At 67.5% G+C, this 23,318-nt stretch carries 24 protein-coding genes; 10 read left to right on the top strand and 14 right to left on the bottom strand.

Annotation, left to right across the window (positions count from 1 at the left end):
• Positions 1-29 precede the first annotated feature (29 nt).
• The 3 genes from AZC_RS15660 to AZC_RS15650 all read right to left on the bottom strand — a co-directional run bounded on the left by AZC_RS15660 (position 30) and on the right by AZC_RS15650 (position 1,610).
• Positions 30-275: a hypothetical protein gene (locus AZC_RS15660; protein ID WP_043879451.1), complete on the bottom strand. Its 246-nt coding sequence runs from the start codon at positions 273-275 to the stop codon at positions 30-32.
• Positions 276-513: 238 nt separating this feature from the next.
• Complete coding sequence (locus AZC_RS15655; protein WP_012171557.1) at positions 514-1,044, bottom strand: chromate transporter; 531 nt, start codon at positions 1,042-1,044, stop codon at positions 514-516.
• Positions 1,041-1,610, bottom strand: coding sequence for a chromate transporter (locus AZC_RS15650; RefSeq protein WP_012171556.1), 570 nt, complete (start codon positions 1,608-1,610; stop codon positions 1,041-1,043). Before AZC_RS15650 ends, AZC_RS15655 begins: the two co-directional genes overlap by 4 nt.
• A gap of 141 nt (positions 1,611-1,751) precedes the next feature.
• Here AZC_RS15650 and AZC_RS15645 point away from each other — a divergent pair, with 141 nt between their 5' ends.
• The 3 genes from AZC_RS15645 (at position 1,752) to AZC_RS26300 (ending at position 3,925) form a co-directional block, all read left to right on the top strand.
• Positions 1,752-2,657 (top strand): LysR family transcriptional regulator, encoded by a 906-nt coding sequence (locus tag AZC_RS15645; protein WP_012171555.1) that lies wholly within the window; start codon positions 1,752-1,754, stop codon positions 2,655-2,657.
• Positions 2,658-2,733: 76 nt separating this feature from the next.
• Positions 2,734-2,952: a hypothetical protein gene (locus tag AZC_RS15640; protein ID WP_043879450.1), complete on the top strand. Its 219-nt coding sequence runs from the start codon at positions 2,734-2,736 to the stop codon at positions 2,950-2,952.
• A 91-nt stretch (positions 2,953-3,043) separates the two neighbouring features.
• Positions 3,044-3,925: a peptidoglycan-binding protein gene (locus AZC_RS26300; protein WP_012171553.1), complete on the top strand. Its 882-nt coding sequence runs from the start codon at positions 3,044-3,046 to the stop codon at positions 3,923-3,925.
• Positions 3,926-3,943: 18 nt separating this feature from the next.
• Here AZC_RS26300 and AZC_RS15630 read toward each other — a convergent pair whose 3' ends face one another.
• The 5 genes from AZC_RS15630 to AZC_RS15610 form a co-directional block, all read right to left on the bottom strand.
• On the bottom strand, positions 3,944-5,005 hold the full coding sequence (locus AZC_RS15630) for an alpha/beta fold hydrolase (protein WP_043879449.1): 1,062 nt from the start codon (positions 5,003-5,005) through the stop codon (positions 3,944-3,946).
• A 226-nt stretch (positions 5,006-5,231) separates the two neighbouring features.
• Positions 5,232-6,050 carry a class I SAM-dependent methyltransferase gene (locus AZC_RS15625; RefSeq protein WP_012171551.1) on the bottom strand — a complete coding sequence of 273 codons (819 nt, stop codon included), beginning with the start codon at positions 6,048-6,050 and terminating at the stop codon, positions 5,232-5,234.
• 7 nt (positions 6,051-6,057) lie between these two features.
• Positions 6,058-6,960 (bottom strand): metal-dependent hydrolase, encoded by a 903-nt coding sequence (locus AZC_RS24495; RefSeq protein ID WP_012171550.1) that lies wholly within the window; start codon positions 6,958-6,960, stop codon positions 6,058-6,060.
• A gap of 201 nt (positions 6,961-7,161) precedes the next feature.
• Positions 7,162-8,430 (bottom strand): phosphoglycerate dehydrogenase, encoded by a 1,269-nt coding sequence (gene serA, locus AZC_RS15615; RefSeq protein WP_043880380.1) that lies wholly within the window; start codon positions 8,428-8,430, stop codon positions 7,162-7,164.
• Positions 8,431-8,683: 253 nt separating this feature from the next.
• Positions 8,684-9,700 (bottom strand): MBL fold metallo-hydrolase, encoded by a 1,017-nt coding sequence (locus AZC_RS15610; RefSeq protein WP_012171548.1) that lies wholly within the window; start codon positions 9,698-9,700, stop codon positions 8,684-8,686.
• A 252-nt stretch (positions 9,701-9,952) separates the two neighbouring features.
• Here AZC_RS15610 and AZC_RS15605 point away from each other — a divergent pair, with 252 nt between their 5' ends.
• On the top strand, positions 9,953-10,765 hold the full coding sequence (locus AZC_RS15605; RefSeq protein ID WP_012171547.1) for a uridine monophosphate kinase: 813 nt from the start codon (positions 9,953-9,955) through the stop codon (positions 10,763-10,765).
• A gap of 9 nt (positions 10,766-10,774) precedes the next feature.
• Positions 10,775-11,608: a molybdenum storage protein subunit alpha gene (locus tag AZC_RS15600; protein ID WP_012171546.1), complete on the top strand. Its 834-nt coding sequence runs from the start codon at positions 10,775-10,777 to the stop codon at positions 11,606-11,608.
• Positions 11,609-11,685: 77 nt separating this feature from the next.
• Here the strand turns inward: AZC_RS15600 and AZC_RS15595 are convergent, their stop codons facing one another.
• The 4 genes from AZC_RS15595 to AZC_RS15580 all read right to left on the bottom strand — a co-directional run bounded on the left by AZC_RS15595 (position 11,686) and on the right by AZC_RS15580 (position 16,260).
• A complete protein-coding gene (locus AZC_RS15595) occupies positions 11,686-12,039 on the bottom strand; it encodes a hypothetical protein (protein ID WP_012171545.1) in 354 nt (117 codons plus the stop codon).
• Between the two features lie 226 nt (positions 12,040-12,265).
• Positions 12,266-12,811: a GNAT family N-acetyltransferase gene (locus tag AZC_RS15590; protein ID WP_012171544.1), complete on the bottom strand. Its 546-nt coding sequence runs from the start codon at positions 12,809-12,811 to the stop codon at positions 12,266-12,268.
• A gap of 17 nt (positions 12,812-12,828) precedes the next feature.
• A complete protein-coding gene (locus AZC_RS15585; RefSeq protein WP_012171543.1) occupies positions 12,829-15,186 on the bottom strand; it encodes an Orn/Lys/Arg decarboxylase N-terminal domain-containing protein in 2,358 nt (785 codons plus the stop codon).
• A gap of 138 nt (positions 15,187-15,324) precedes the next feature.
• The gene (locus AZC_RS15580) at positions 15,325-16,260 is read right to left on the bottom strand and encodes a hydrogen peroxide-inducible genes activator (RefSeq protein WP_012171542.1); all 936 of its coding nucleotides are present in this window, start codon (positions 16,258-16,260) and stop codon (positions 15,325-15,327) included.
• Between the two features lie 101 nt (positions 16,261-16,361).
• Here AZC_RS15580 and AZC_RS15575 point away from each other — a divergent pair, with 101 nt between their 5' ends.
• From AZC_RS15575 to AZC_RS25960, 3 genes are all read left to right on the top strand, one after another.
• On the top strand, positions 16,362-16,589 hold the full coding sequence (locus tag AZC_RS15575; protein ID WP_012171541.1) for a YdcH family protein: 228 nt from the start codon (positions 16,362-16,364) through the stop codon (positions 16,587-16,589).
• A 206-nt stretch (positions 16,590-16,795) separates the two neighbouring features.
• Entirely contained in the window at positions 16,796-17,779 is a 984-nt protein-coding gene (locus AZC_RS15570) for a TerC family protein (protein ID WP_043879448.1), read from the top strand.
• A 188-nt stretch (positions 17,780-17,967) separates the two neighbouring features.
• Positions 17,968-18,138: a sodium-dependent bicarbonate transport family permease gene (locus AZC_RS25960; protein WP_197531778.1), complete on the top strand. Its 171-nt coding sequence runs from the start codon at positions 17,968-17,970 to the stop codon at positions 18,136-18,138.
• A gap of 54 nt (positions 18,139-18,192) precedes the next feature.
• On the opposite strand, the gene AZC_RS15565 is transcribed toward AZC_RS25960, so the two are convergent.
• Positions 18,193-19,533 (bottom strand): dicarboxylate/amino acid:cation symporter, encoded by a 1,341-nt coding sequence (locus AZC_RS15565; RefSeq protein WP_012171538.1) that lies wholly within the window; start codon positions 19,531-19,533, stop codon positions 18,193-18,195.
• Between the two features lie 336 nt (positions 19,534-19,869).
• On the opposite strand from AZC_RS15565, the gene AZC_RS15560 reads away from it, so the two are divergent.
• Both AZC_RS15560 and AZC_RS15555 read left to right on the top strand, forming a co-directional pair.
• Positions 19,870-21,633, top strand: coding sequence for a sensor histidine kinase (locus AZC_RS15560; RefSeq protein WP_244421727.1), 1,764 nt, complete (start codon positions 19,870-19,872; stop codon positions 21,631-21,633).
• 3 nt (positions 21,634-21,636) lie between these two features.
• Positions 21,637-22,977: a sigma-54-dependent transcriptional regulator gene (locus tag AZC_RS15555; protein ID WP_012171536.1), complete on the top strand. Its 1,341-nt coding sequence runs from the start codon at positions 21,637-21,639 to the stop codon at positions 22,975-22,977.
• Between the two features lie 6 nt (positions 22,978-22,983).
• Here AZC_RS15555 and AZC_RS15550 read toward each other — a convergent pair whose 3' ends face one another.
• Positions 22,984-23,292, bottom strand: a complete 309-nt coding sequence (locus AZC_RS15550; protein ID WP_043880378.1) for an arsenate reductase — start codon at positions 23,290-23,292, stop codon at positions 22,984-22,986.
• Positions 23,293-23,318: the final 26 nt, after the last annotated feature.

The following is a 23,318-nucleotide window of genomic DNA, read 5'->3' as shown; positions in this document are numbered from 1 at the left end:
ATGAAGAACAATTTGTTGCCGCGGTTGCGTCAGGCCCGCAGGCCGTCGTCCGCAAGCACGCTGCGGAAGGCCTCAAGACGGCCCTTGAGCGCGCTGAGGGACGCCTTGCCGCTCATGCCCGACGCCTGGGCCTGGCCCGCCAGCAGTTCCGCCAGATCGTCACCGTCACACTCGCGGATGAAGCCGAGCGCCTCGTCGAGGGACGCCACCTCGCGTTCGCGCGAGCCGATGAGGATACGGGAGGTGCGGGTGGAGGGGTACGAAAACGAGCCCATGGTTTCAGCTCCGATCTGCGGCGGGGAACCCCGGCCGTGCATGAGATCCAACCTGAGCGCTGCCGGGGCCTTCCCCGGATCGACAGGCGGTGGGACGGAGATGCCGTTCCCGGGTGCCTGCGAGCGTTCGTATCGTTAACTTCTTCTCCACCATAAGGTTCCCGGCCACCGCACCGGCGGCCACGAAAAATTCACAAAAGTGGCCCGGCCAAGCTCCAGCCGAGGGAGCGCGGCAACCTCAGCCTTGGCCGAAGCCGGTGAGGCCGATGGCGGCGCCGGCCGCCAGAACCGCCAGCGGATGGGCCCGCGTCTTGAGCACGGCGAGCGCCGAGGCTCCGGCGATCAGCGCGAGGGTGAGGTTCTGGACTGACGCTTCGGTGATGAGCGCGGCGCTGGCGGCGACGAGCCCCACCGTTACCGGAACAAGGCCCTGCTGGATGTGGCGCCGCCAGGGCCGGTCCTTGAAGCGCTCCCACAGGTGAAGCGCGAAGGCGGTGATGAGCGAGGAGGGGCCGAACTTCGCCAGCGATGTGACGAGGACACCCGGCAGACCCGCCAGCCGCCAGCCGATCATCGGGACGATCATCATGTTGGGGCCGGGTGCCGCCTGCGCGAGCGCGAACATGGCGCTGAACTGCTGGGCGGTCATCCAGTGATGCACGTCCACCATCTGCCGCTGCATTTCCGGCAGGATGGTGTTGCCGCCGCCGAAGGCCAGCACCGAGAGCTCGGCGAAGATGACGAACAATGAGAGTAGTATCGGCGTCATGACGCGCGCCTCCAGGCCATCAGGATGCTCAGGGGCGCGAGCGTGCCGAGCGTCACGAGCAACGGCAGGCGGAGCACGGCGACGAAAAGGAAGCCGGCCAGCGCAATTGCGATGCCGGCCGGATTGGTGCGCAGCGGCGCCGCGATCTTGACGGCCGTGGCGATGAGGAGGCCGGCCGCCCCGGCGGCGAGCCCGGCAAAGAGGTGGTGCACCACCGCATCGTCCTGATAGCGGTCATAGAGCGCGCCGAGGCCGATGACGATCAGCGTGGGCATGGCAATGAGGCCGATGAGGGCGGCGAACGCCCCGGCCACGCCGCGGAACTTCAGGCCGATGGCCACCGACATGTTGATGATGTTGCCGCCGGGCAGGAACTGGCACAGGCCGAGCAGATCGGTGAATTCGGCCGGCGTCAGCCAGCGCCGGTCCTCCACCATCATTCGGCGGGCGAAGGGGAGCACACCGCCGAAGCCCATGAGGCCGAGCTTCAGGAAGCCGAAGAAGAGCGCGCCGACCGACGGCGGCGGCGCGGTTTCCGCCAGTGGCGGGGTGGGGCGGGTGTCCATGGCGCGTATCCCCTGCGGCTGGATCTTCCGGCGGGGCGCGTGGGCGCCCGCTGTGCTGTGGTTCGTGGTTGGGCTCTAGTCCCGTTTCACGGCGCTGTCTAATATATGGAAGAGGCCTGCAGCATATTTATAGGATATGGAATGATCGAACTGCGGCACCTGCGCTATCTCCTGGCCGTCGCAGAGGAGGGGCACATGACCCGCGCGGCCGCCCGGCTCGGCATCCAGCAGCCGCCGCTCAGCCAGCAGATCAAGGCGCTGGAGGGCATGGTCGGGACGCCTCTGTTCCGCCGGCTGCCCCGGGGCGTGGAGCCCACCGCCGCCGGACTGGTGCTGGTGGAGAAGGCGCGGCTGATCCTCGCCGATGTGGACCGCGCGCTCGATGCCGCACGCCGCACCGCGCGAGGCGAGGAGGGGCGCCTTGCGCTCGGCTTCACGTCGTCCGCCGCCTTCCACGCCCTCGTCGCGGCGCTGGTGCGCTCCATGCGCGAGGCGGCGCCCACCCTCTCCCTTTCGCTGGAAGAGGCAAGCACGCTGGAACTCATCGCGGCGCTGCGGGACGGGCGTCTCGATGCCGCCTTCGTCCGTGCGCCGGTGGCGCGGCCGGACGGCCTCGTCATCGCCCATGTGCTGGATGAAGAGATGCTCGTGGCGCTGCCCGACCATCACCGTCTCGCGGCACCCGCCCTCCGCCGTCGGGCGCTGGAACTCGCCGCATTGGAGGAGGACACCTTCATCCTCTATCGGCGCCCCTCGGGGCCGGGCCTCTATGACAGCATCATCGCCGCCTGCCAGCAGGCCGGGTTCAGCCCGCGGGTGGGGCAGGAGGCGCCGCGCCTCGCTTCGACCCTGAGCCTCGTGGCGGCGGGGCTGGGCCTCTCGATCGTGCCGGCCTCCATGGCGCGGCTGGAGACGAACGGCATCGTCTATCGCCGTCTGGCGCCGCCGATCCGCCTGTTTGCGCCCCTGAGCCTCGCCTATCGCGACGAGGTGCCCGAAGGCCCGCTCGCCGCCCTGCTCAGGCTGGTCGAGAGCCATCGCGCATAGGCGCCGTCATGAGGCTTGTTCCTGTTTTGTTCTTATGGCATGATTCCCTCATCGCAGTTCGCTGGAGATGAGACCCATGAACCTGGTGCGCGTTCCGGAGGCATCCGACACCCTCGACATTTCCGACCTCGACGTCGATGCTGCGATCGAGGCGTGCCACGGCGACATGCGCGGCACGATCCGCGCCCTTCTCATCGCCTATGTGATGCTTGAGCAGGACATGCAGGCCAATTGCTCGCGGGGCTATGCCCGCCGCCCGCCGCATGCGAGCGGGAGTATGGCTGGCCGGCAGTAGTCCGGTGCGCGGGAGCCTTGCTCCGGAGTTCCCATGTGCGTCGAATACTTTGGAAATTTAAACTCAAGTGCATTGACCACTGGAGCGTCACATGCGGGCTGTTCAGGTCATTGGGAAGGTCGCCCCTCACGCCAAGCCGGAGTATGTCGCCGCATTTGCGCAGGGCGACGCCGCCTTGCTCGCGGCACAGGTCAACACGCCGCTCCGGCTGGCGCACCTTCTGGCGCAGGTACTGCATGAGACCGGCGGGCTGACGATCGTCCGCGAGAGCGGCTCCTATACCGCGCCGCGCATCGAGCAGATTTTCGGCATCGGCCATCACAGCGCGGCAGTGACGCCCATCGAGGCTCGGCAACTCGCCGGCAATGGGGTTGCCCTGTTCGAGCGTGTCTATGGGCTTGGCAATCCGTCCATGGCGCGGCAACTGGGCAATACCCAGCCGGGCGATGGCTGGGCCTACCGGGGCAACGGCCTGCTTCAGACGACGGGGCGCGGCCAGCACCGCGAGATGGGCCGGCTTTCCGGCGTGGGCGACCTCTTCGAGGAGGACCCGACCCAGGTGATCCATCCCGAGCATGCGCTGAAGCCGGCGCTGGCGGAATGGACGCGCGGGGCCTGCAACCTGCTCGCGGACCAGGGGAATGTCCGCCAGCTCACCCGCACGATCAACGGCGGCTACAATGGCTATGCCGAGCGTGTCGCGTGGCTGAACAGGATCTGGGCGGTGCTCGGGACCGGGGCACCGTGGGAAGCCGCAGCGCCGGAATTTTCCGTGTCCGATCTCCAGTCCAAGCTCAATCGTCTCGGCTATCGTCTCACCGCGGACGGACGCTATGGCCCGAAGACGGAAGAGGCCGTCCGTGACTTCCAGTCGAAGAACGACCTGAAGACGGACGGCATTGCCGGGCCGGTCACGCTGGCAGCGCTGGAGGCCCGGCTCCTGCCCGCCCTGGCGGAACGCAGCGCCGCCTGAGGTGCTGCGCCTCCAGGCCTATTGCGGGCGCTTCGGTACGCTCGCGAGGAAGGCCCGCAGGTCGTCGCTCCACAGGCGCGCGATGACCGTGGTGCCATGGCCGCGCGTCGCGGGGCTGGTGGGGATGAGCACGAGACGGGCCTGCGGCACGCGCTTCAGGCCCGCTTCCATGATGCCGGTCTCGGGCGGGTTGCGCTCGTCGTCGGCCGAACTGATGGCGAGGACCGGCGCCGAGATGCGGCCGAGATCGGCGGAAGGGTCGTAGTCGGCCGAGGCATCCCATTGATAGAGGTAGTCATTGGCGTCCATCTTGGTCAGCGCCGCAAGCCGGCTGTCCACCACCTTGTCCGCCGCGGTGCGATCGGGACCCGCGGCCTGCAGAGCGAGGGTGCCGCCGGTGGTGGCGATGCCAAAGAAGACGTTGGCGATGCGGAAGGCCTGCGGCTGTTCGGTATAATTGCCGTTGTTCCAGGCCGGATCGTTGCGAACCGCGTCGATCACCATCCGCCGCATCATCCAGTTGCGACCGGACATGGGCGCGGGCTGGGCGGCCATGGGGACGATCGCGTCGGTGAAGTCCGGATGCTGCGTGCCCCAGAGCCAGGCGTGCATGCCGCCCATGGAATAGCCGAGCACGAGACGCAGGTGCCGCAGCCCCAGCCCTTCCGTCACCAGCCGGTATTGGGCGTCGACCATGTCGGCGTAATTGTAACGGGGGAAGGTGCCCTTGAGACCGTCGGAGGGCTTGGAGGAGCGGCCCACCCCGATGGAGTCCGGGATGATGATGAAGTAGCGGCGCGCATCCAGCGGCTGGTCCGGCCCGAACAGCGCACCCGCGAATTCCGGTGTCAACATGCTGGCCGAGGAGGCGGTGGTGCCGTGCAGGATCAGGACCGGCTCGCCCGAGGGATCGCCGATGGTGACGTAGCCGACCTTGAGCTCGGGCAGGACATCGCCGGTATGAAAGCGGAAATTGCGCGCCACGAAGGTTCCTTCCTTCGGTGCGGGATAATCCGCTGCCAGGACCGCAGGTGAAGCGCAAAGGCTCGCGATGGCAGCCAGCACCGTCGCGAACAGCATCGCGGCTCCTGCCCGCAGCGCGCGCGTGCGAATGGTCGAAAACATCATGCCAGCCCCGTTTGTCCTCACTGGATCTGAGGTCCGGAAGCAGACGTGAGCGCAGCCGTGATGTCCAGTGCAGACGCGTCCAATCCCTGGTCAAATTCCCGAGCGGAACTGGGCCGGGCCGCAGCGCCGCCAGCCGGCTACCGAAGGCTTGGCCGCAGATGCGAGGAAGCGCGAGGCCTCAGCCCGCCTTGCGATAGCGGCGGGCGACGTAGATCACCTCGCCCCGTGACAGGCCCTTGTAGAGCATGGAGCCCTTGGCTCCGGCGAATTCGGACATGAAGCGCTTCATCAGGAGCGCCTTGCCGATGCGGGCCTGCTTGCGGGCATCGGCCGCGTCCAATGCCGCGACGACGCGGGGAGAGATGTTGCGCTCGGACACGAGATCGAGGCCCGGCACCGCCATCTGGCGGTCGAGCTCGGTCATGGCCGCGCGTCCGCGCATGTCGGCGAAGGTGAACCAGCCACCCGGCTTCAGCACCCGCGCCACCTCGCCTACGAAGGCGGGCATGTTGGCATAGCAGTGGGAGGATTCGATGTTCACCGCGATGTCGAAGCTGGCATCGGGGAAAGGCAGGTGTTCCGCATCGCCCTGCTCGAAGGAGAGGTTCGGCGTGTCGGCATTGAGCTTGCGGGCGAGGCGCACGGTCTCGGGCGAATAGTCGAGCCCGGTCACCGAAGCGGGCGCGTGATAGCGCGCCACATAGCGGGCGCCGCCGCCACGTCCCGAACCGATCTCCAGCACCCGCGCCCCAGCCACCGGCAGGCCGTCCACAGCCTGCGCATAGAGGCCGATGAAGGCCCGCTCGGGTTCGTCGGCCGCCTCCAGCGGGAAGGCCACGCCCTCCGGCACATAGCCGTAGTTCATGAAGCGCCAGTCGTCGTCGCGCCAGAAGCGCGAGAGCATGTTGTAGACCCCGCGCCACGCCCACTTGCGGGTGCGCGGAAAGGCGCCGCGGTCGATGCCCTCGAGCATCTGGTTGAAGAGACGGCTGGTCATGGGAGCCTCAAACGGCGGCGTTGGCCGCGCGCGGAGGCGGCATGTCCTTGGCGAGCCAGTCGCGGCCCTTGCGCATCAGTTCGGCGTCGTCGCTGTTGCGGGGGTCGAAGCCCGGCAGATAGTAGCGCAGCACGTTCGGCAGGCAGCGCCGCCAATAGCCGGGCGCGACCATGGTGATCCAGAAGAAGCGCATCCAGAAGCGGAAGCCCGTCTTCACGCCGTCGTTGCGGGCATAGATGGGCACGTTGCGCAGGAAGAGGGCGAGGAAGGGGAAGAGCGTTCCGTTCATCCCCAGCACCCGCACCAGATAGCGCTGCCAGCGGCTCATGTTGGGCGTGGCGGCGTTCAGCACGTCGAGGGCGACCGCCTTGTGCTCCAGTTCCTCCAGCGCGTGCCACATCCACAGCCGCCGGTAGGCGGGGGCGGCATTGTCCAGCAGGTCGGGATGGCGAAGCGTCAGCGTGGAGAGCGTCGCCGTCATGTGCTCGATGGCGCAGGTCAGCGAGAGGCGGTGCAGCGGGTTGGTCACGATCTCGAAGCCCATGCGGATGGGCTTCTCCATGGCATCCACGTCATAGCCGAGCTTCTTCATGGCCCGGTTGTATTCCTCGTGCTCGCGGGTGTGGAACGCCTCCTGCACCGCATAGCCGTTGATCTCGGCGGCGAGTTCCTTGTCGGCCAGCTTGGGGCCGTAGTGCTTCAGCGAGCGGATGAAGAAGCGCTCGCCCTCGGGCAGGAAGATGGAGAGGCCATCGATGAGGATGGTCTTGATGATGTCATCGTCGAGCCAGTGCTTCTGGGCATTGCCCATGATGTCGAAGCGCAGGTCGCGCGGGATGATCTCGTCCGGATCGCACATGTGCGCCGTGGTCTTGGAGTGCTCGTGCGCCGTATCGTGCGGCTCTGCCATCTATCCACCTGCGATGCATCCGCCGCGCGGGGCGGCTCTCCCGGCGGCACCATGGCGCAAGCGGCGGACCAGATCAACGAAGGAGGAGGGGGAGACGCCCCTCGCCCCGCCGCCGCCTTTTGCCACGCTCTCATACGGGAGAAGGCCGCCGCGTGGATGCGCGGCGGCCTTCTGGAACGGCTGTAAAGATGAGGGCGCGGCTCAGATCTTGTATTCGTAGAGCAGGCGGGCGCGGATGGTGCCGTCGATGGCGCGGATGTCCTCCAGCACGCGCTGGCTGTCCGCCTGCGAGGCATCGGCATCGAGCACCACATAGCCGACGTCGGCATAGGTCTCGTAATACTGGCCGGCGATGTTGACCGAGTGGCGGGCCAGTACCTCGTTGAGGCGGCCGAGCATGCCGGGCAGGTTGCGCTGGACCTGGATGAAGCGCGTGCCCTGCGGACGGGCCGGCAGCTGCACCTGCGGGAAGTTCACCGCGCCCATGGTGGAGCCGCTGTCGCTGTAATCGACAAGCTTGCGCGCCACTTCAGAGCCGATGCGCTCCTGCGCCTCTTCGGTCGAGCCGCCGATGTGCGGGGTGAGGATCACGTTGTCGAGGCCCTGGAGCGGGGTCACGAAGCGCTCGCCATTGGAGCCGGGCTCCTTCGGGAACACGTCCACGGCCGCGCCGCGCAGATGGCCGCTCTTGAGGGCGGCGGCGAGCGCGTCGAGGTCCACCACGGTGCCGCGGCTGTTGTTGATGAGATAGGCGCCGGCCTTCATGGCGGCGATCTCGGCGGCGCCGATGAGGCCGTGGGTGGACGGCGTCTCGGGCACGTGCAGGCTCACCACGTCGCTCTGGCCGAGGAGGTCCTGCAGCGAGCCGACGGATTCAGTGTTGCCGTGGCGCAGCTTGTCGGTGACGTCGTAGAAGATCACCTTCATGCCCATGGCTTCGGCGAGGTTCGAGAGCTGCGAACCGATGTTGCCGTAGCCGACGATGCCGAGGGTCTTGCCGCGCACCTCGTGGCTGTCATGGGCCGACTTGTCCCAGCGGCCGTCATGGGCGGCCACCGAGCGGGCCGGGATGCGGCGCAGCAGCATCACGATCTCGCCGATGACGAGTTCCGCCACGCTGCGGGTGTTGGAGAAGGGCGCGTTGAAAACGGGAATGCCGTGCACGCGGCAGGCGTCGAGGTCCACCTGATTGGTGCCAACGCTGAAGCAGCCCACGGCGATCAGGCGGTCGGCGGCTTCCAGGACCTCGGCGGTGATATGGGTGCGCGAGCGGATGCCGAGGATGTGGACGCCCTTCACGGCTTCCTTGAGCGCCTCGCCGTCGAGCGCCTTGGTCAGGCGGGTGACGTTGGTATAGCCGGCGTCCGTCATGATCTGGACGGCGCTGTCATTGACGCCTTCCAGAAGCAGCACCCGGATCTTGTCCTTGGCCAGCGACAGTTGCGGCGAATCGGAATGGCTGTCTTGCACGGTCTCGGCGTCCTTCAGCGATCGGAGACCCGGCGCCAAGGCCCGCATCCATGGGGTCTTGCCGGGCTTTCAGTCTCTCGCCCCGGAGGGGCGATCCTCGGGGGCGAGAACTTAGCGTTTTTGCGGTCCGCGTCTAGGCGTCCGGCGCATGGCTGCACCGGCTTCAAAACAGCTCTGCCCCAGCGTCCTGCGGGGCGTGCACAACCATGGGCGCATCCGCCGCAGGACGGTGCCAAATCAGCGCTCTGAGGTGTTATTCGGTGCAGGAGAGGACGAGGTTCGGGCGAACCCCGCCCATGCCATAGCTCGCGCCCGGTTCGCCGGCCGGAAAGCGGGCTGCGGCGATGCCACGTGCCTCCAGGCTCGCCGCCAGCATCGCGGGAGGCTCCTCGCGCCCCTCGTCGGTCAGGCGGAAGACGCCCCAATGGATGCCCACCGCCTGCTCGGCCTCCAGATCCTCCATGATCTGCACGGCCTCGCGGGCATCCGCATGCTGCGCCTTCATGAACCAGCGCGGCTCGTAGGCGCCGATGGGGATCAGCGCCATGTCCGGCCGGCCCATGCGCGTGCGCATCTCGCGGAAGATGCGGCCGTTGCCGTAAGCGGTGTCGCCGGCGAAATAGACGAGGCGGCTGCCGGTGCGGACCATGAAGCCGCTCCACAGCGCCATGCGCCGGTCGCGTCCCGTGCGGGCGGACCAGTGCTGCGCCGGCAGGAAGGTGATCTCGATCCCGCCGGCAAGCACGACGACGTCCCACCAGTCGCCGGTCTGGAAGCGCGCGTCCGGCACCGCCCGCCGCACGATGGCGTCGTTGCCGAGCGGCGTCACGATCAGCGGCCGGTCGCGGGTCTGGAGGGCGCGCAGCGTGGCCAGATCCATGTGGTCGTAATGGTTGTGGCTGAGCAGCACGATGTCGATGGGCGGCAGGTGCGCGAAGGCGATGCCGGGCGGGCAGGCGCGCCTCGGTCCGGCGAAGGAGAAGGGGCTCGCACGTTCCGACCAGACGGGGTCGGTCAGGATATTCAGCCCCTCGATCTGGATCAGCGCCGTGGCGTGGCCGACGATGGTCACGCTGAGGTCCGGCACCCGCGCCTCGGGGATCGCCTGCGGGCGGTTGGGGGCGGGCGTCCACGGCGTGGCGCGGCCCTTCATCTTCCAGCGCAGGATCTCGCGCAGGGCGCGGTCGGTGGGCGGATGATCCGGATTGAAGAAGCGCAGGCCGTCGAAATGCGACGTCTGCGGGCCGGAGTGATAGGGATTGCGGGGCATGGATGCCTCTCATAGCCCTCCACGAGGGCCGGGGCCAATCACACGCGGGCGACCTGCGGAGCGGGCCTGATGCCGTCGCTCCGTTGCCGCTGGGGCAGTGCGCGGCCGATCCGCGCGGCGCGTTGCGCAGGGCGCGCTGTCCTGCGGCTTGCCAGCGCCTGCGACGCCACGGTGTTTCCGGGCACAACCTCTGGGGCCTTTTTTAAGGCCGCGTTCAAGCCATAAGGTCGTCCATCAACAGAAGGGGACATCATGGCCGACACCACAGCGGAGCTCGAAGCGCTTCTCATGGAACGGTCGCTGACCGATCCGCAGCTTCAGGCGGCGGCGGAGACCGCGCCGGATTTCCGCATCCTCCCCGAGGCCAGCGTCATCAAGATCGGCGGCCAGAGCGTCATCGATCGCGGGCGCGCGGCCGTCTATCCGCTGGTGGATGAGATCGTGTCCGCCCGCAAGGCGCACAAGATGCTCATCGGCACCGGCGCCGGCACCCGCGCGCGCCACCTCTATTCCATCGCCGCCGGCCTCAATCTGCCGGCTGGCGTGCTCTCCCAGCTCGGCGCCTCGGTGGCGGACCAGAATGCGGCCATGCTCGGCCAGTTGCTCGCCAAGCACGGCATCTCGGCCGTGGATGGCGCCGGGCTCTCCGCCGTGCCGCTCTATCTGGCGGAAGTGAATGCGGTGGTCTTCAGCGGCATGCCGCCCTACGGCCTCTGGATGCGCCCGGCGGCACAAGGCGTGATCCCGCCCTATCGCACGGACGCGGGCTGCTTCCTGCTGGCCGAGCAGTTCGGCTGCAAGGCCATGATCTATGTGAAGGACGAGAACGGCCTCTACACCGCCAATCCGAAGACGGCGAAGGACGCCACCTTCATCCCGAAGATCTCGGTGGACGAGATGAAGGAGAAGGGGCTTCAGGATTCGATCCTCGAATTCCCCGTGCTCGACCTGCTCAAGGCCGCACGCCATGTGCGGCAGGTGCAGATCGTGAACGGCCTCGTGCCCGGCAACCTCACCCGCGCGCTCGCCGGCGAGCATGTGGGCACCATCATCACGGCGAACTGAGGGGCGGGCATGTCCGACACCACCAACACCATCAAGCACGTCGCCTCGCCGCTCGCCCGCCAGACCCTGCTGGACGGGGATCTGGTGAAGCCCGTGGCCGACAAGCGCCCCATCCGCCTGCTGCCCTGGCTCCAGGTCGTGAAGATCGGCGGGCGCTCCATCATGGATCGCGGCGCCGAGGCGATCCTGCCGCTCGTCGACGAACTGCGCAGCCTCCTGCCGGAGCACCGGATGCTCATCCTCACCGGCGCCGGCATCCGGGCGCGGCATCTCTACAGCGTGGGTCTCGATCTCGGCCTGCCGGTGGGCTCGCTGGCCTCGCTCGCCGCGAGCGAGGCGGGGCAGAACGGCCACATGCTTGCGCTGCTGCTCTCGGCGGAGGGCGTCTCCTACGTGGAGCACCCGACCATCGCCAGCCAGCTCGCCATCCACCTTCAGGCCACGCGCGCGGTGGTGGGCAGTGCCTTCCCGCCCTATCACCACCACGAATTCCCCACCTCCCGCATCCCGCCCCATCGGGCCGATACCGGCGCGTTCCTCGTGGCGGACGCGGTGGGCGCGGCCGGGCTGACCATCGTGGAGGACGTGGACGGCGTCTATACGGCCGATCCCAAGGGGCCGGACGGCGCGAAGGCTGAGCTGGTGCGCGAGACGTCCGCCTCGGCGCTGGCGGCGGCGGGCGGACCGCTGCCGTTCGACCACACGCTGACGGAGGTCATGGGCACGGCCCGCCACATCGAGCGCGTGCAGGTCATCAATGGTCTTGTTCCCGGCCGTCTCACCGCCGCGCTGCGGGGCGAGCATGTGGGCACGGTGATCCACACCGGCGCGCACGCGGGCTGATGAAAAGCAGAACGCCCCGGCTTCGTCGGAGGCCGGGGCGTCTCAGGATCGGATAAAGGCCGGATGGGTCCTGCGGCTCAGGCCGCGGCCTTCTTGCCCGTGGAGATGGCAGCCTCAAGGCCCTTCACGAGGCGCTCGAAGGCCTCCGGATCGGTGCAGGCCTGCGCGAGTTCGGTCGCCCAATTGGGGTTGCGCAGCGTGTAGGTGGTAAACGCCACGTGGGCGCCGGTCTTCTTCAGCACGTGGTCGGACACGCGGGAGGGCAGGGCCTCTTCCACGAAATAGCGCAGGCCCGGACGGCCGTTCACAAAGGCGGCAATCTCGCGCGCCGCGTCGGCATAGGCGTCGTTGCCGATCAGGTCGGACACCTTGTCGATGAGCGCCAGCACTTCAGATTTCGCGTGGTGGTCCGCAGGAACGGAGCCGGCCATGGTTCAGCCTCCCTCAAGGAATGCGCCGCCTGTAGTGGCGGATCGGTTTGACCTTTTCACGGCGGCAGCGGCGCTTGTGGCCTGAAGGCCCGGCGCGATCACCCCCGGAGCGGGTCCGGAGGTGCCAGCGCTGCCGTTGGCTGGAATATTGTATAATTCCCACCAGGGGTCAAGGATGCCAGCCACCGTCCTCGGGCGGTTTGGGAAAGGCGCGGCGTGTGTGAAATCAGCGGCTTGGCGGCGGCGGCGTGGTGGCCCCAAGGCCGATGGCCCGCTGCACCATCACCGTGTCCGCCCAGCGGCCGAAGCGATAGGCGACGCCCGGCAGAATCCCGACGCGGGTGAAGCCGAAACGCTCGTGCAGCGTGAGCGAGGCGCTGTTGTCCGCATCGATATAGCCGATCATCTGGCGGAAGCCTGCGGCGGCGCAGGCATCCACCAGCCCCTGCATCAGATCGCGACCGATGCCACGTCCCGTGTGGTCGTGATGCACATAGATGGAGTGCTTCACCGCGTAGCGATAGGCCGGACGCTTCCGAAACGGCACCACATAGGCATAGCCCACCACCTCGCCATTGAAGAGGGCGGCGATGTGGGGCAGCCGCCGGTTCTTCAGGTTCTTGCGGCGGTCCTTCAGATCGTCCGGCTCGGGCGAGCCGTCATCCACACCCTCCTCGACGCCGCGGCGGATGTGGTGACGGTAAATGGCAAGCATCGCATCCACATCCTCGTCACGGGTGGGGCGGATGACGATGGCGGTGTCTGTCTCCATGGCGTCCTGACGCAATCCTATTCGCTGACCACATAGGTATAGAGCCGCACCCGCCCCGTGGCATCGATCTCGCGGTAAACGCCCTGAATTTCAACCTCGAAGCCGGGGAAGGTGTTGAAGCTCGCCTCGAACATCCTGAGATAATCGATCATGGGCTGCGCGCGTTCCGTCAGGCGCTCGCCCGGCACGATGGTGGCGATGCCCGGCGGATAGACCACGAAGGGCGTTGTGGCGATGCGGCCCGAGATGGCGTCGATGGGCAGATAGTCCACATCGTTGCGCACGAGGCAGCGGGCGGCGTCGTGGGGCGACATGGCCATTTCCGGCAGATGCTCGGGGCAGAACTGCTGGGCCTGCAGGCGGCTCACATTCGCCTCGCGGAAGAAGCGGTGCATCTCCCCGCACAGGTCGCGCAGGCGCACGCCGGCATAGCGCTGCGGCCGGCGGCGGAAGAATTCCGGAATCGCGTCCTCCAGCAGCGCGTTGTCGTCATGCAGGCGCTTGAAGGCGACGAGGCCGGAGATGAGCGTACCCGCCTTGCTGGCCTCGACGCCGGGGGTGAGGAGGAAGAGCAGCGAGTTGAGGTCGTTCTTCTCCGGCACGATGCGGTTCTCGCGCAGATATTGCGCCACCACCGGGGCCGGAATGCCGTGCTCCGTATAGTCGCCCGTAGTCCGGTCGAAGCCAGGGGTCAGCAGGGTGAGCTTGTTGGGATCCGTCATGGCAAAGCCCGGCGCCAGATCGCCGAAACCATGCCACTTTGCCTCGGGCGCCAGTTGCCAGAAGGCGGGATCGGTGGCGAGCTGGTCGGTGCCCACGCTTTCCCACGGCACGTCATGGAACGCACCGGGGCGGGCAGCATCGGGAATGGCCACGCGCTCGGGCACGAAGGGCTCGAAGAACCAGCGCCGTTCCGGCCGGCTCTCCTTCTCCTCGAACTCGCGGCGGCTGGCGCGGATCTTCTTGCGCAGCTCGATGCCGAGCCGGATCGTATCGTCCCACAGCACCTCACCCGAACGCCCCTTCATCATCTGGGCGCCCACGTCGAGGGAGGCGAACAGCGGATAGAAAGGCGAGGTGGAGGCGTGCTGCATGAAGCTCTCGTTGAAGCGGCGATGCTCCACGCGCCGCTTCTGGCCGGTGATGTGCCGGTCCTTCATGTGGATCTGCGAGGCCTGCGAGAAGCTCGCCAGTTGCTTGTGGGTGGACTGGGTGGCGATGATGCCGGGCGAGTCCGGACCGAGGTCGGAAAGGCCCATGGCGTAGCGGCCCGCATAGAGCGGGTGGAACTTCATGAAGCCCGCCCAGGCCTCATCGAACAGGATGTAGTCGCACAGGTGGCCGATCCGCTTCAGGATCATCTCGGCATTGTGGATGGTGCCGTCATAGGTGCACTGCTCCACCACTGCGACCCGGAAGGGGCGGGGGCGCTGCCAGGCATCGGGATCGCTCACCAGCGGATTGGTGCGAATGGCCTCGCGCAGCGCCGTCTCGTCCAGCTTGTCCCAGCGCATCGGGCCGATGAGGCCCCAGGCGTTGCGCACGGTGGGCACATAGACCGGGATGCCGCCGCCGATGAGCAGCGCGCCATGGTGGGCGGCCTTGTGGTTGTTGCGGTCGAACAGCACGAGGTCGCCGTCGGTCACGAGGGCGGAGAGCGCCACCTTGTTGGAGGTGGAGGTGCCGTTCAGCACGAAATAGGTCTTCTCCGCGCCGAAGATCTTGGCGGCTTCCTTCTGCGCCTGAAGGGCGGGGCCCTCGTGGGTCAGCAGGTCGCCGAGATCAAGCACGGAATTGTCGAGGTCGTCGCGGAACACGGCCTCGCCGAGATGCTCCATGAACACCCGGCCAATGGGGCTGCGGCTGTAGAACACGCCGCCGTTGTGGCCTGGGCAGGTCCACAGCTGGTTGCCTTCCTCCGCATAATCCACCAGCGCGCCGAAGAAGGGTGTCTTCAGCGTCTCGGCGTATTGCTTGAGCCGGGAAACGAGGTTCTTGGCGATGAAGGCGGGGGTCTCTTCCGAGAGGAAGACGTAGCCGTCGATGAAGTCCAGCACTTCGACCGGCAGATCCTCGAAGCGCTTGCGCCGCACCAGCAGGATGATGGGGAAGTCGAGCCCGCGCTTACGCATAAGGTTGATGAGAGCGGCGGTCTTGCCCTCCAGCCCCTTCTTGCCCCAGTCGATGAGCATGCAGCCGATGGCGGCGTCCGTCTGCACCGCGATCTGCGCGTCATCGAGATCGCGCGCCATCACCACCTCGAAGCCGGCGCGGCCGATCTCGTCCACGATCTGGTTGAGGCGGACGCCCTCGAGGTCGTCCGCGTCGAAGGCGGGGGTCGCGAACAGGAAGGTGAAGCGGCGGAAATAATCCATCATCGTCCCCGGGGGCTGAGCTCGGGGTGCAGATGTCCTGCCATTGATGACAAAGCTGTGACGCTCCGCCCCGCGCGCTCCCGAAATCACGCGCTGTGTCCCGGTCGTCGAACGGGCGCCTTGGCCGAACGTTCCCCGTCAGGCGTGCTTTGGCGGCTCATCGCTGAGCCCCAGCGCCGCGCACGCCTGCTCGCTCTCCCGCGCCAGTTCCTCGAACTGGGCGGCCCGCCCGTTGCTCGCCCGCCAGATGTAGCCCATGTCGCGGCTCGCCGGCCAGCCGTCGATCTGCAGCAGGGCGACGTGATCCTGCACGCGGAATTCGGATTTGGCATAGAGTTCCGGGAAGAGGGACGCGCCCATGCCCATCACCACCATCTGGCGCAGGGCATCGAGGCTCGTGCCCTCATAATCTTCCCGCATGTCGGCGCCGCTCGCCGCCGCCAGCTCCCGCGCCCGCTCGAATAAATGGTGGCCGCGCCCGAGTGTGAGCAGGCGCTCACCCTTGAGCTGGCGGGGCTTGACGCGACCGCTCGCGGCGAGGCGGTGGTCCTTGCCGACGCCGAGATAAATGGCCTCCCGGCAGATGCGGCGGAAGGTGAGGGCGTGGCCCGAGGCGGGGGGCGGAATGAGCCCGCAGTCGAGATCGCCCGTCATCACGTCGCGCTCGATGGCGGCGGGCCGGTCCTCTCGCACGTAGATCTGGAGCGCGGGATATTTGCCGTGCAGCACCGGCAGGAGGTTCGGCAGGAAATACGGTCCGAAGGTGGGCGCGACGCCGAGGCGGATGAGGCCGCCGAGATTGTCCGCGCCGGTGGCCGCCACCGTCACGATGTCGTCCAGCGTCAGCAGCACCGAGCGCGCCGCCTCCACGATGCGTGCCCCGATGGCGGTCGGCGTCACCTTCGCCCGCGTGCGGTCGAACAGGGGCGTGCCGAGCTGCTGTTCGAGCTGCGCAATCTGGACCGAGAGGGTGGGCTGCGAGACGTGGCAGCGCTTGGCCGCGGAACCGAAATGGCCGGTTTCGGCCAAGGCGACCGCATACTCCAGCTGGCGATGGGACGGACGAAAGGGCATGGCGGTTCACGATAGTTCGAGGCTATGGAGAATATAGAAACTATGCATTGGACCTATCAAGTCCGATCCCGCATGCTCCTCCCCGTTGAAAGGAGGTTGTCTTGGACCAGATCCTGAAATCCCTCACGTCGCGCCACGCTTTGCTGGAGGCGGAGATCGCCTCGGAGCGCAAGCGGCCGCAGCCGGACGGGCTGCGTGTGCTCGGCCTGAAGAAAATGAAACTGCAACTGCGGGACCAGATCGACTACATCCGGCGCGAGGGTTTCGCCCCGGTGATGGTCGTCCGCAGGCGCCGTTTCGCGGGTCCTGTCCTCAAGCCCGCGCTTTGAGCCTGGAGCACGTTCCGATCTGATTGCCTCGTAACCAGGTCGGGTTCCCGTTCACTCCCCGGAGGCCCGGGCCCCTCTGACGGCGCATTCCGCCGCCATGTCGGTCCTCTTCATCCCTTGAACATCAAGGCCGGTTCCGCGGCCTGCGGTGGCTGCGTGCCGCCGCGGGTCGCGGCGTCGCGCCCGTACATCCGGAAAAGAGACCCATGGACACCCTGATGAGCCTCCTTGCGATGGAGGTGATCGGCAAGCCCGCCTGGCTGTGGGCGAGCTTCCTCGCCATCGTCTTCACGCTGCTCGCCTTCGATCTCGGCGTCCTGCACAAGGACGACAAGGAGATCGGCATCGCCGAAAGCCTCAAGCTTTCCGCCTTCTACATCGCCGTCGCCATCGCCTTCGGCGGCTGGATCTGGCTGTCCATGGGCGCGGAGGCGAGCCTCCAGTACTTCACGGGCTATGCCATCGAGAAGGCGCTCTCCATCGACAACGTCTTCGTCATCTCGATGATCTTCGGCTACTTCGCCATTCCGCGCGCCTATCAGTATCGCGCGCTGGTGTGGGGCATCATCGCGGTGCTGGTTCTGCGCGGCATCATGATCGGCGTGGGCGCGGCACTGGTGCAGGAATACGACTGGGTGCTGCTGCTGTTCGGCGCCTTCCTCGTGGTCACCGGCCTCAAGATGCTGTTCGCCGGCGGCGGGGAGAGCGACGTCACCGACAATGCCGCCATCCGCTTCCTCTCGCGGCGGATGCGGGTGACGCCCGAGCTGCACGGCCAGCGCTTCTTCGTGCGCCGTCCCCATCCGGTCACCGGCCGGGTGGTGCTGTGGGCGACGCCCCTGTTCCTGGCGCTGGTGGTGATCAATGTGGCGGACCTCGTGTTCGCGGTGGACTCGGTGCCGGCCATCTTCGCCATCACCACGGACACCTACATCGTCTTCACCGCCAACATCATGGCCGTGCTGGGCCTGCGCGCCCTCTACTTCGCGCTGGCCGCCATGGTCCACCGCTTCGAATATCTGAAGTACGCCCTCGCCGGCGTGCTGGTCTTCATCGGCATCAAGATCTTCTGGAGCCACTTCTTCGGCAAGCTGGACCCCGCCATCTCGCTCTCGGTCACGTTGGCCATGATCGCGGGCGGCGTCCTGTTCTCGCTGTGGAAGACCCGGCAGGTGGGCAAGACCGCCTGACGGGGCGGTGCCCGCTGATGCGGGCAAGGCGCCACTGAACAGGTGATCACCGCGGCGGGCGGAGGGGCCACATGGCACCTTCCGCCGGCCGAAACGTGCCTCGCTCCTATCCAAGGTCACGATCCCCGCTTCCGCCCGGCCGGCTTTCGCCGGGTGGGCGCGCATAGGGCGGCGCGGTGGTGCTGGGAATGGCCTCGGCCTCGGCCTCCTACATCGCCACTCCCGCCGCCACGCGGCTCGCCTTGCCGGTGGCCAATGCGGCCTGCTCGCTCGGGGCGGCGCTCACGCTGACCTTCTCTTTCAACATCGTGATCGGCATCCCGCTCCCGGCCGCCATGGCGGAGGTCATCAACGGCTGAAAACGACAACGGCGGCCCGAGGGCCGCCGTTGCATGCGTGGGTGTTCGATCCGGTCACTGGGCCGGAGAGGTCGCCTCGATCGGCAGGTCGTCATCCTCAACCGAGATGCGGCCGGAGAGGGCGGCGGCGAGCTTGTCCTTGTCCAGTTCGCCTTCCCAGCGGGCGACGACGATGGTGGCCACCGCATTGCCGATGAAGTTGGTGATGGCCCGGCATTCCGACATGAAGCGGTCGATGCCGAGGATCAGCGCCATGCCGGCCAGCGGCACGGTGGGAACCACGGAGAGCGTGGCGGCCAGCGTGATGAAGCCGGCGCCGGTGATGCCGGCCGCGCCCTTGGAGGAGAGCATGGCCACGAGCAGCAGCAGGATCTGGTCGCCCAGGCTGAGGTGGATGTCGGTTGCCTGCGCGATGAAGAGCGCGGCGAGCGTCATGTAGATGTTGGTGCCGTCGAGGTTGAAGGAGTAGCCCGTCGGGATGACGAGGCCCACCACCGACTTGCGGCAGCCGGCCCGCTCCATCTTCTCGATGAGGCTCGGCAGCGCGGCTTCCGAGGAGGAGGTGCCGAGCACGAGCAGCAGCTCTTCCTTGATGTAGCGCAGCAGCGCGAAGATGGAGAAGCCGTTGTACCGGGCGACAAGGCCGAGCACGACCACCACGAACAGGAAGGATGTGATGTAGAAGGTGAGGATGAGGAAGGCGAGGTTCGCCACCGAGCCGATGCCGTAGCGGCCGATGGTGAAGGCCATGGCGCCGAAGGCGCCGATGGGTGCGGCCTTCATGAGGATGTGCACCAGACGGAACATCGCCTGCGAGGCGGAAACCAGCACGTTCATCACCGGCTCGCCCCGATCGCCCACGCCGGCCAGCGCAATACCGAACAGCACGGAGAAGAACAGCACCTGGAGGATGTCGCCGGAGCCGAGCGCGCTGATCGGCGTATCCGGGATGATGTTCATCAGGAAGCCGATGATGGAGGCGTCATGCGCCTTGGCGGCGTAGCTGGCGACCGCCTTCGGATCCAGCGAGGCGGGCGCGATGTGCATGCCGGCGCCGGGCTGCACCACATTGGCGATGATGAGGCCGATGATGAGCGCGAGGGTGGAGAAGGTGAGGAAGTAGATCATGGCCTTGCCGGCCACGCGACCCACCTTTGCCAGATCGCGCATTCCGGCGATGCCGGTCACCACGGTGAGGAAGATCACCGGCGCGATCACCATCTTCACCAGCTTGATGAAGGCATCGCCCAGCGGCTTCATCTGGGTGCCGAGGTCCGGATAGAAATGGCCGAGCAGGATGCCGATGGCGATCGCGGCCAGAACCTGGACGTAAAGGTGCTGATAGAACTTGCGCGGCTTGTGCGGCGCGCTCGCGGCGGGAATGACCGGTGCCATGGACGTCTCTCCTGTCGGTCCATCAGCGCCTTTTGGACACGGGCGCCGTGCGAACCTGATGAAGCTGAAGGGGGCAACTACCCGCCGACGATTTCGCAAGGTCCGTGCCAAGGGAGGGCTGGGTATCGCGCTCCGGCATGTCTTTGAATCTTAAGGAAGAGTTTCCGCGCGTCTCACACCGGATTGACGCTGTGTGCGGAAAGTCGCACATTGAAGCCGGCTGGCGCGTGCGGATTTTCGCACGGCGGCCGAGGAATTCCGGTGACGACCCCTCTGCGTGATCGCCCGGGCGGTCAGGGATCCAAGGCTCGCCCGGTATCATGGCTCTTTCTGGGCGTGCTCGCCCTGGCGGGCCTCATCGGCCTCGACGCGGCGGCGCGCCGGGGGGCCGAGCGCTGGGCGCTGTCCGAGGTGCGGGTCGCGGCGGAAGCCGCCGTGGGCCTGCGGGTCGCCATGCTCCGCAGCGAGATCGAGAAGCAGCGCACGCTGCCGCAAGTGCTGGCGGAGGACCCCGGTGTGCTTGCGGCGCTCGAGCGGCCCGACGAGGCGCGCATCCTCGCCCTCGATGCCCGGCTGGACGTGCTGGCGGGGGCCACCCGCGCGGGGGCCATTTATCTGCTGGACCGCGAGGGCATGACCATCGCGGCCAGCAACTATCTCACGCCTGAGAGCTTCGTCGGCAACGATTATTCCTTCCGCCCCTATTTCCGGCGCAGCATGGAGGTGGGGCAGGCGGAGCACTTCGCCTTCGGCACTGTGAGCCACCGGCCGGGCCTGTATTTCTCCCGCCGGCTGGAGAAGGACGGCCAGCCCATCGGCGTCATCGTGGTGAAGGCCGAGTTCGACGCCGTGGAGGAGGAGTGGCGCCGCTTCGCCGAGCCGACCTATGCCGCCGACGAGCGCGGCATCGTGCTGGTGGCGAGCGAGCCGGCGTGGCGCTTCCGGGCCACCGTTCCCATCCCTGAGGACCAGCGTGCGGAAATCCGCGCAAGCCTGCAATTCGGCGACGCGCCCCTCGATCTCCTGCCCATCCGCCCGGCGCCGGACCTGCCGGCGACGGTCCTGACACTCGCGCCGCCCGCGCTCGCGGGACAGGATTTTGTCGAGGTGGATGCGCCCGTCCCCACCACCGGCTGGACACTGCATCTTCTGGCGCCGACGGCCCCCTCGGTGGCGCTCGCCACCACGGCGGCCCGCTCGCTCGCCTTGCTGCTGGCGATCGCCGGCATCGGCAGCGTCGGCTTCTGGGTGGCGCGGCGGCGGCGGCTGGAGGAGGAGCGCGAGCAGCAGGCGCTGGCCCGCCGTGAGCTTGAGGCCCGCGTTGCGGAGCGCACCATGGAGCTTTCCGCCGCCAATGACCGGTTGCGGGGCGAGATCGAGGAGCGCCGCCGCACGCAGGTGGCCCTCAACGAGATGCAGGACGAACTGGTGCAGGCGAGCAAGCTCGCGGTGCTCGGCCAGATCGCCGCCAGCGTCGCCCATGAGGTGAACCAGCCGGTGGCCGCCATCCGCACCTTCGCGGAGAATGCCCGGCAGTTCCTTGACCGGGGCGACGAGTCGACCGCCCGCGCCAACCTCGCCATCATCGGCGATCTCACCGAGCGGGTCGGCATCATCACCGGCGAATTGCGCGATTTCGCCCGCAAGACACCGCCCGAGATCAGTCGCGTGCCGCTACGTGAGGTGATCGACGGTGCGCGCCTGCTGGTGGGCCACCGGCTGCGTCAGGGCGACATCGTGCTGGACGTGGATCTCGGCCCCGAGGAGATTTCCGTGGCCGTCGCTCCGGTGCGTCTGGAGCAGGTGTTTGTGAACCTTCTGCAGAACGCGGCCGAAGCCATCGGCGAGCGTGCCGGGGGGCGCATCCGCATCGAGGCCCGCGCCGACAATGGGCGTGTCACGGTCACGGTTTCCGACAACGGGCCGGGCCTGCCGCAGGAGGTGCGCGAGGCTCTCTTCATGCCTTTCGTGACCACCAAGTCCACCGGCCTCGGCCTCGGGCTGGTGATCTCGCGGGACATCGTCGCCGAATTCGGCGGCACCTTCGGCGCCGGCGAAGGGCCGGGCGCCGTCTTCACTTTGACCTTGCCGAGAGCCTGATCCATGGACGTGGCCTTCATCGACGACGACGAGATCCTGCGGGCGGCCAATGTGCAGGCCCTCATGCTCGCCGGCCTCACCGTTGCGCCCTTCGGCTCGGCGCAGGCCGCGCTCGATGCCATCGACCCGACCTTTCCCGGCGTGGTGGTGAGCGACGTGCGCATGCCGCGCATCGACGGGCTCGAGCTGTTCCGCCGTCTGAGAAAGGTCGATCCGGAACTCCCGGTCATCCTCATCACCGGCCATGGCGACATCGCCATGGCGGTGGAGGCGATGCGCGAGGGCGCCTATGACTTCCTCGCCAAGCCCTATGCGGGTGATCGCCTGCTCGGCAGCATCCGCCACGCGCTGGAGAAGCGCCGGCTGGTGCTGGAAAATCGCGAACTGAAGCGCGCCGCGGAGGCGGCGGGAGAGGAATTTCCCCTGCTCGGTGCCGATCCGGCCATGGAACGCCTGCGCCAGACCCTGCGCCAGCTTGCCGATGCGGATGTGGACGTGCTGGTGGAAGGGGAGACCGGCAGCGGCAAGGAAGTGGTGGCGAACCTGCTCCATCGGTTGAGCCATCGCTCCACCCGGCCCTTCGTGGCCGTCAATTGCGGGGCGCTGCCGGAGACGATGATCGAGAGCGAGCTGTTCGGCCATGAGGCGGGCGCCTTCACCGGGGCGCTCAAGAAGAGGGTGGGGCGCATCGCCTTCGCCAATGGCGGCACACTCTTCCTCGACGAGATCGAGGCCATGTCACCGGCCTTGCAGGTGAAGCTGCTGCGGGTGCTGGAAGCCCGCGAGGTGATCCCGCTCGGCGCCAATGAAGCGCGCAAGGTGGACATCCGCGTCGTCACCGCCTCGAAGATCGACCTGCGCGAACTGGTGCGGGCCGACAAGTTCCGCGAGGATCTCTATTACCGGCTGCACGTGGCGGCCGTGCGCATCCCGCCCTTGCGCGAGCGGCGCTCGGACATTGCGCTGCTGTTCGGCCACTTCCTCGCCCATGCGGCCAAGCGTTTCCGCCGCGAGCCGCCGCTGGTGGGGCGGCCAGTGCTCGACCGCCTGGAAGCGCACGACTGGCCGGGCAATGTGCGCGAGCTGATGCATTATGCCGAGCGTGTGGCCCTCGGCCTCGTCGATCCGCCCGCCGCCACCGCTGTCCTGCCCGATACGAGCCTGACACTGCCGCAGCGGGTGGAAGCCTTCGAGGCGGAGCAGATCCGCGCGGCGCTGGCTACGGCACAGGGCGATGTTCAGGCGACCGTGAAGGCCCTCGGCATCCCTCGCAAGACCTTCTACGACAAGCTGCATCGCCACGGCATCGACCAGAATGCGTTCCGCCCCGCCGGCCGGGCCTGAACCAGCTCAGGCGATGAAGGCCTCATAGTCCGCCGGCTTGAACCCGACGAGGATGCCGCCGTCCTTCTCCAGCACCGGGCGCTTGATCATGGAGGGCTGCGCCAGCATCAGGGCGATCGCTTTCTCCTGCGTGAGGTCCGCGCGGTCCGCATCGGGCAGCTTCTTGAAGGTGGTTCCGGCCTTGTTGAGCAGTGGTTCCCAACCCACGGCCCCGATCCAGCCCTCCAGCCGCTTCCGGTCGATGCCGGCGGTCTTGTAGTCATGGAAGGCGTAGGCCGCGCCCTTCTCCTCGAGGAAGGCCCGGGCCTTCTTCATGGTGTCGCAGTTCTTGATGCCATAGA

The organism is Azorhizobium caulinodans ORS 571 (assembly GCF_000010525.1).
In the GTDB taxonomy this organism is placed as follows: Bacteria; Pseudomonadota; Alphaproteobacteria; order Rhizobiales; family Xanthobacteraceae; genus Azorhizobium; species Azorhizobium caulinodans.
The sequence above is the reverse complement of the archived record's forward strand: the minus strand, read 5'-3'. Positions and strand labels throughout refer to the sequence as shown.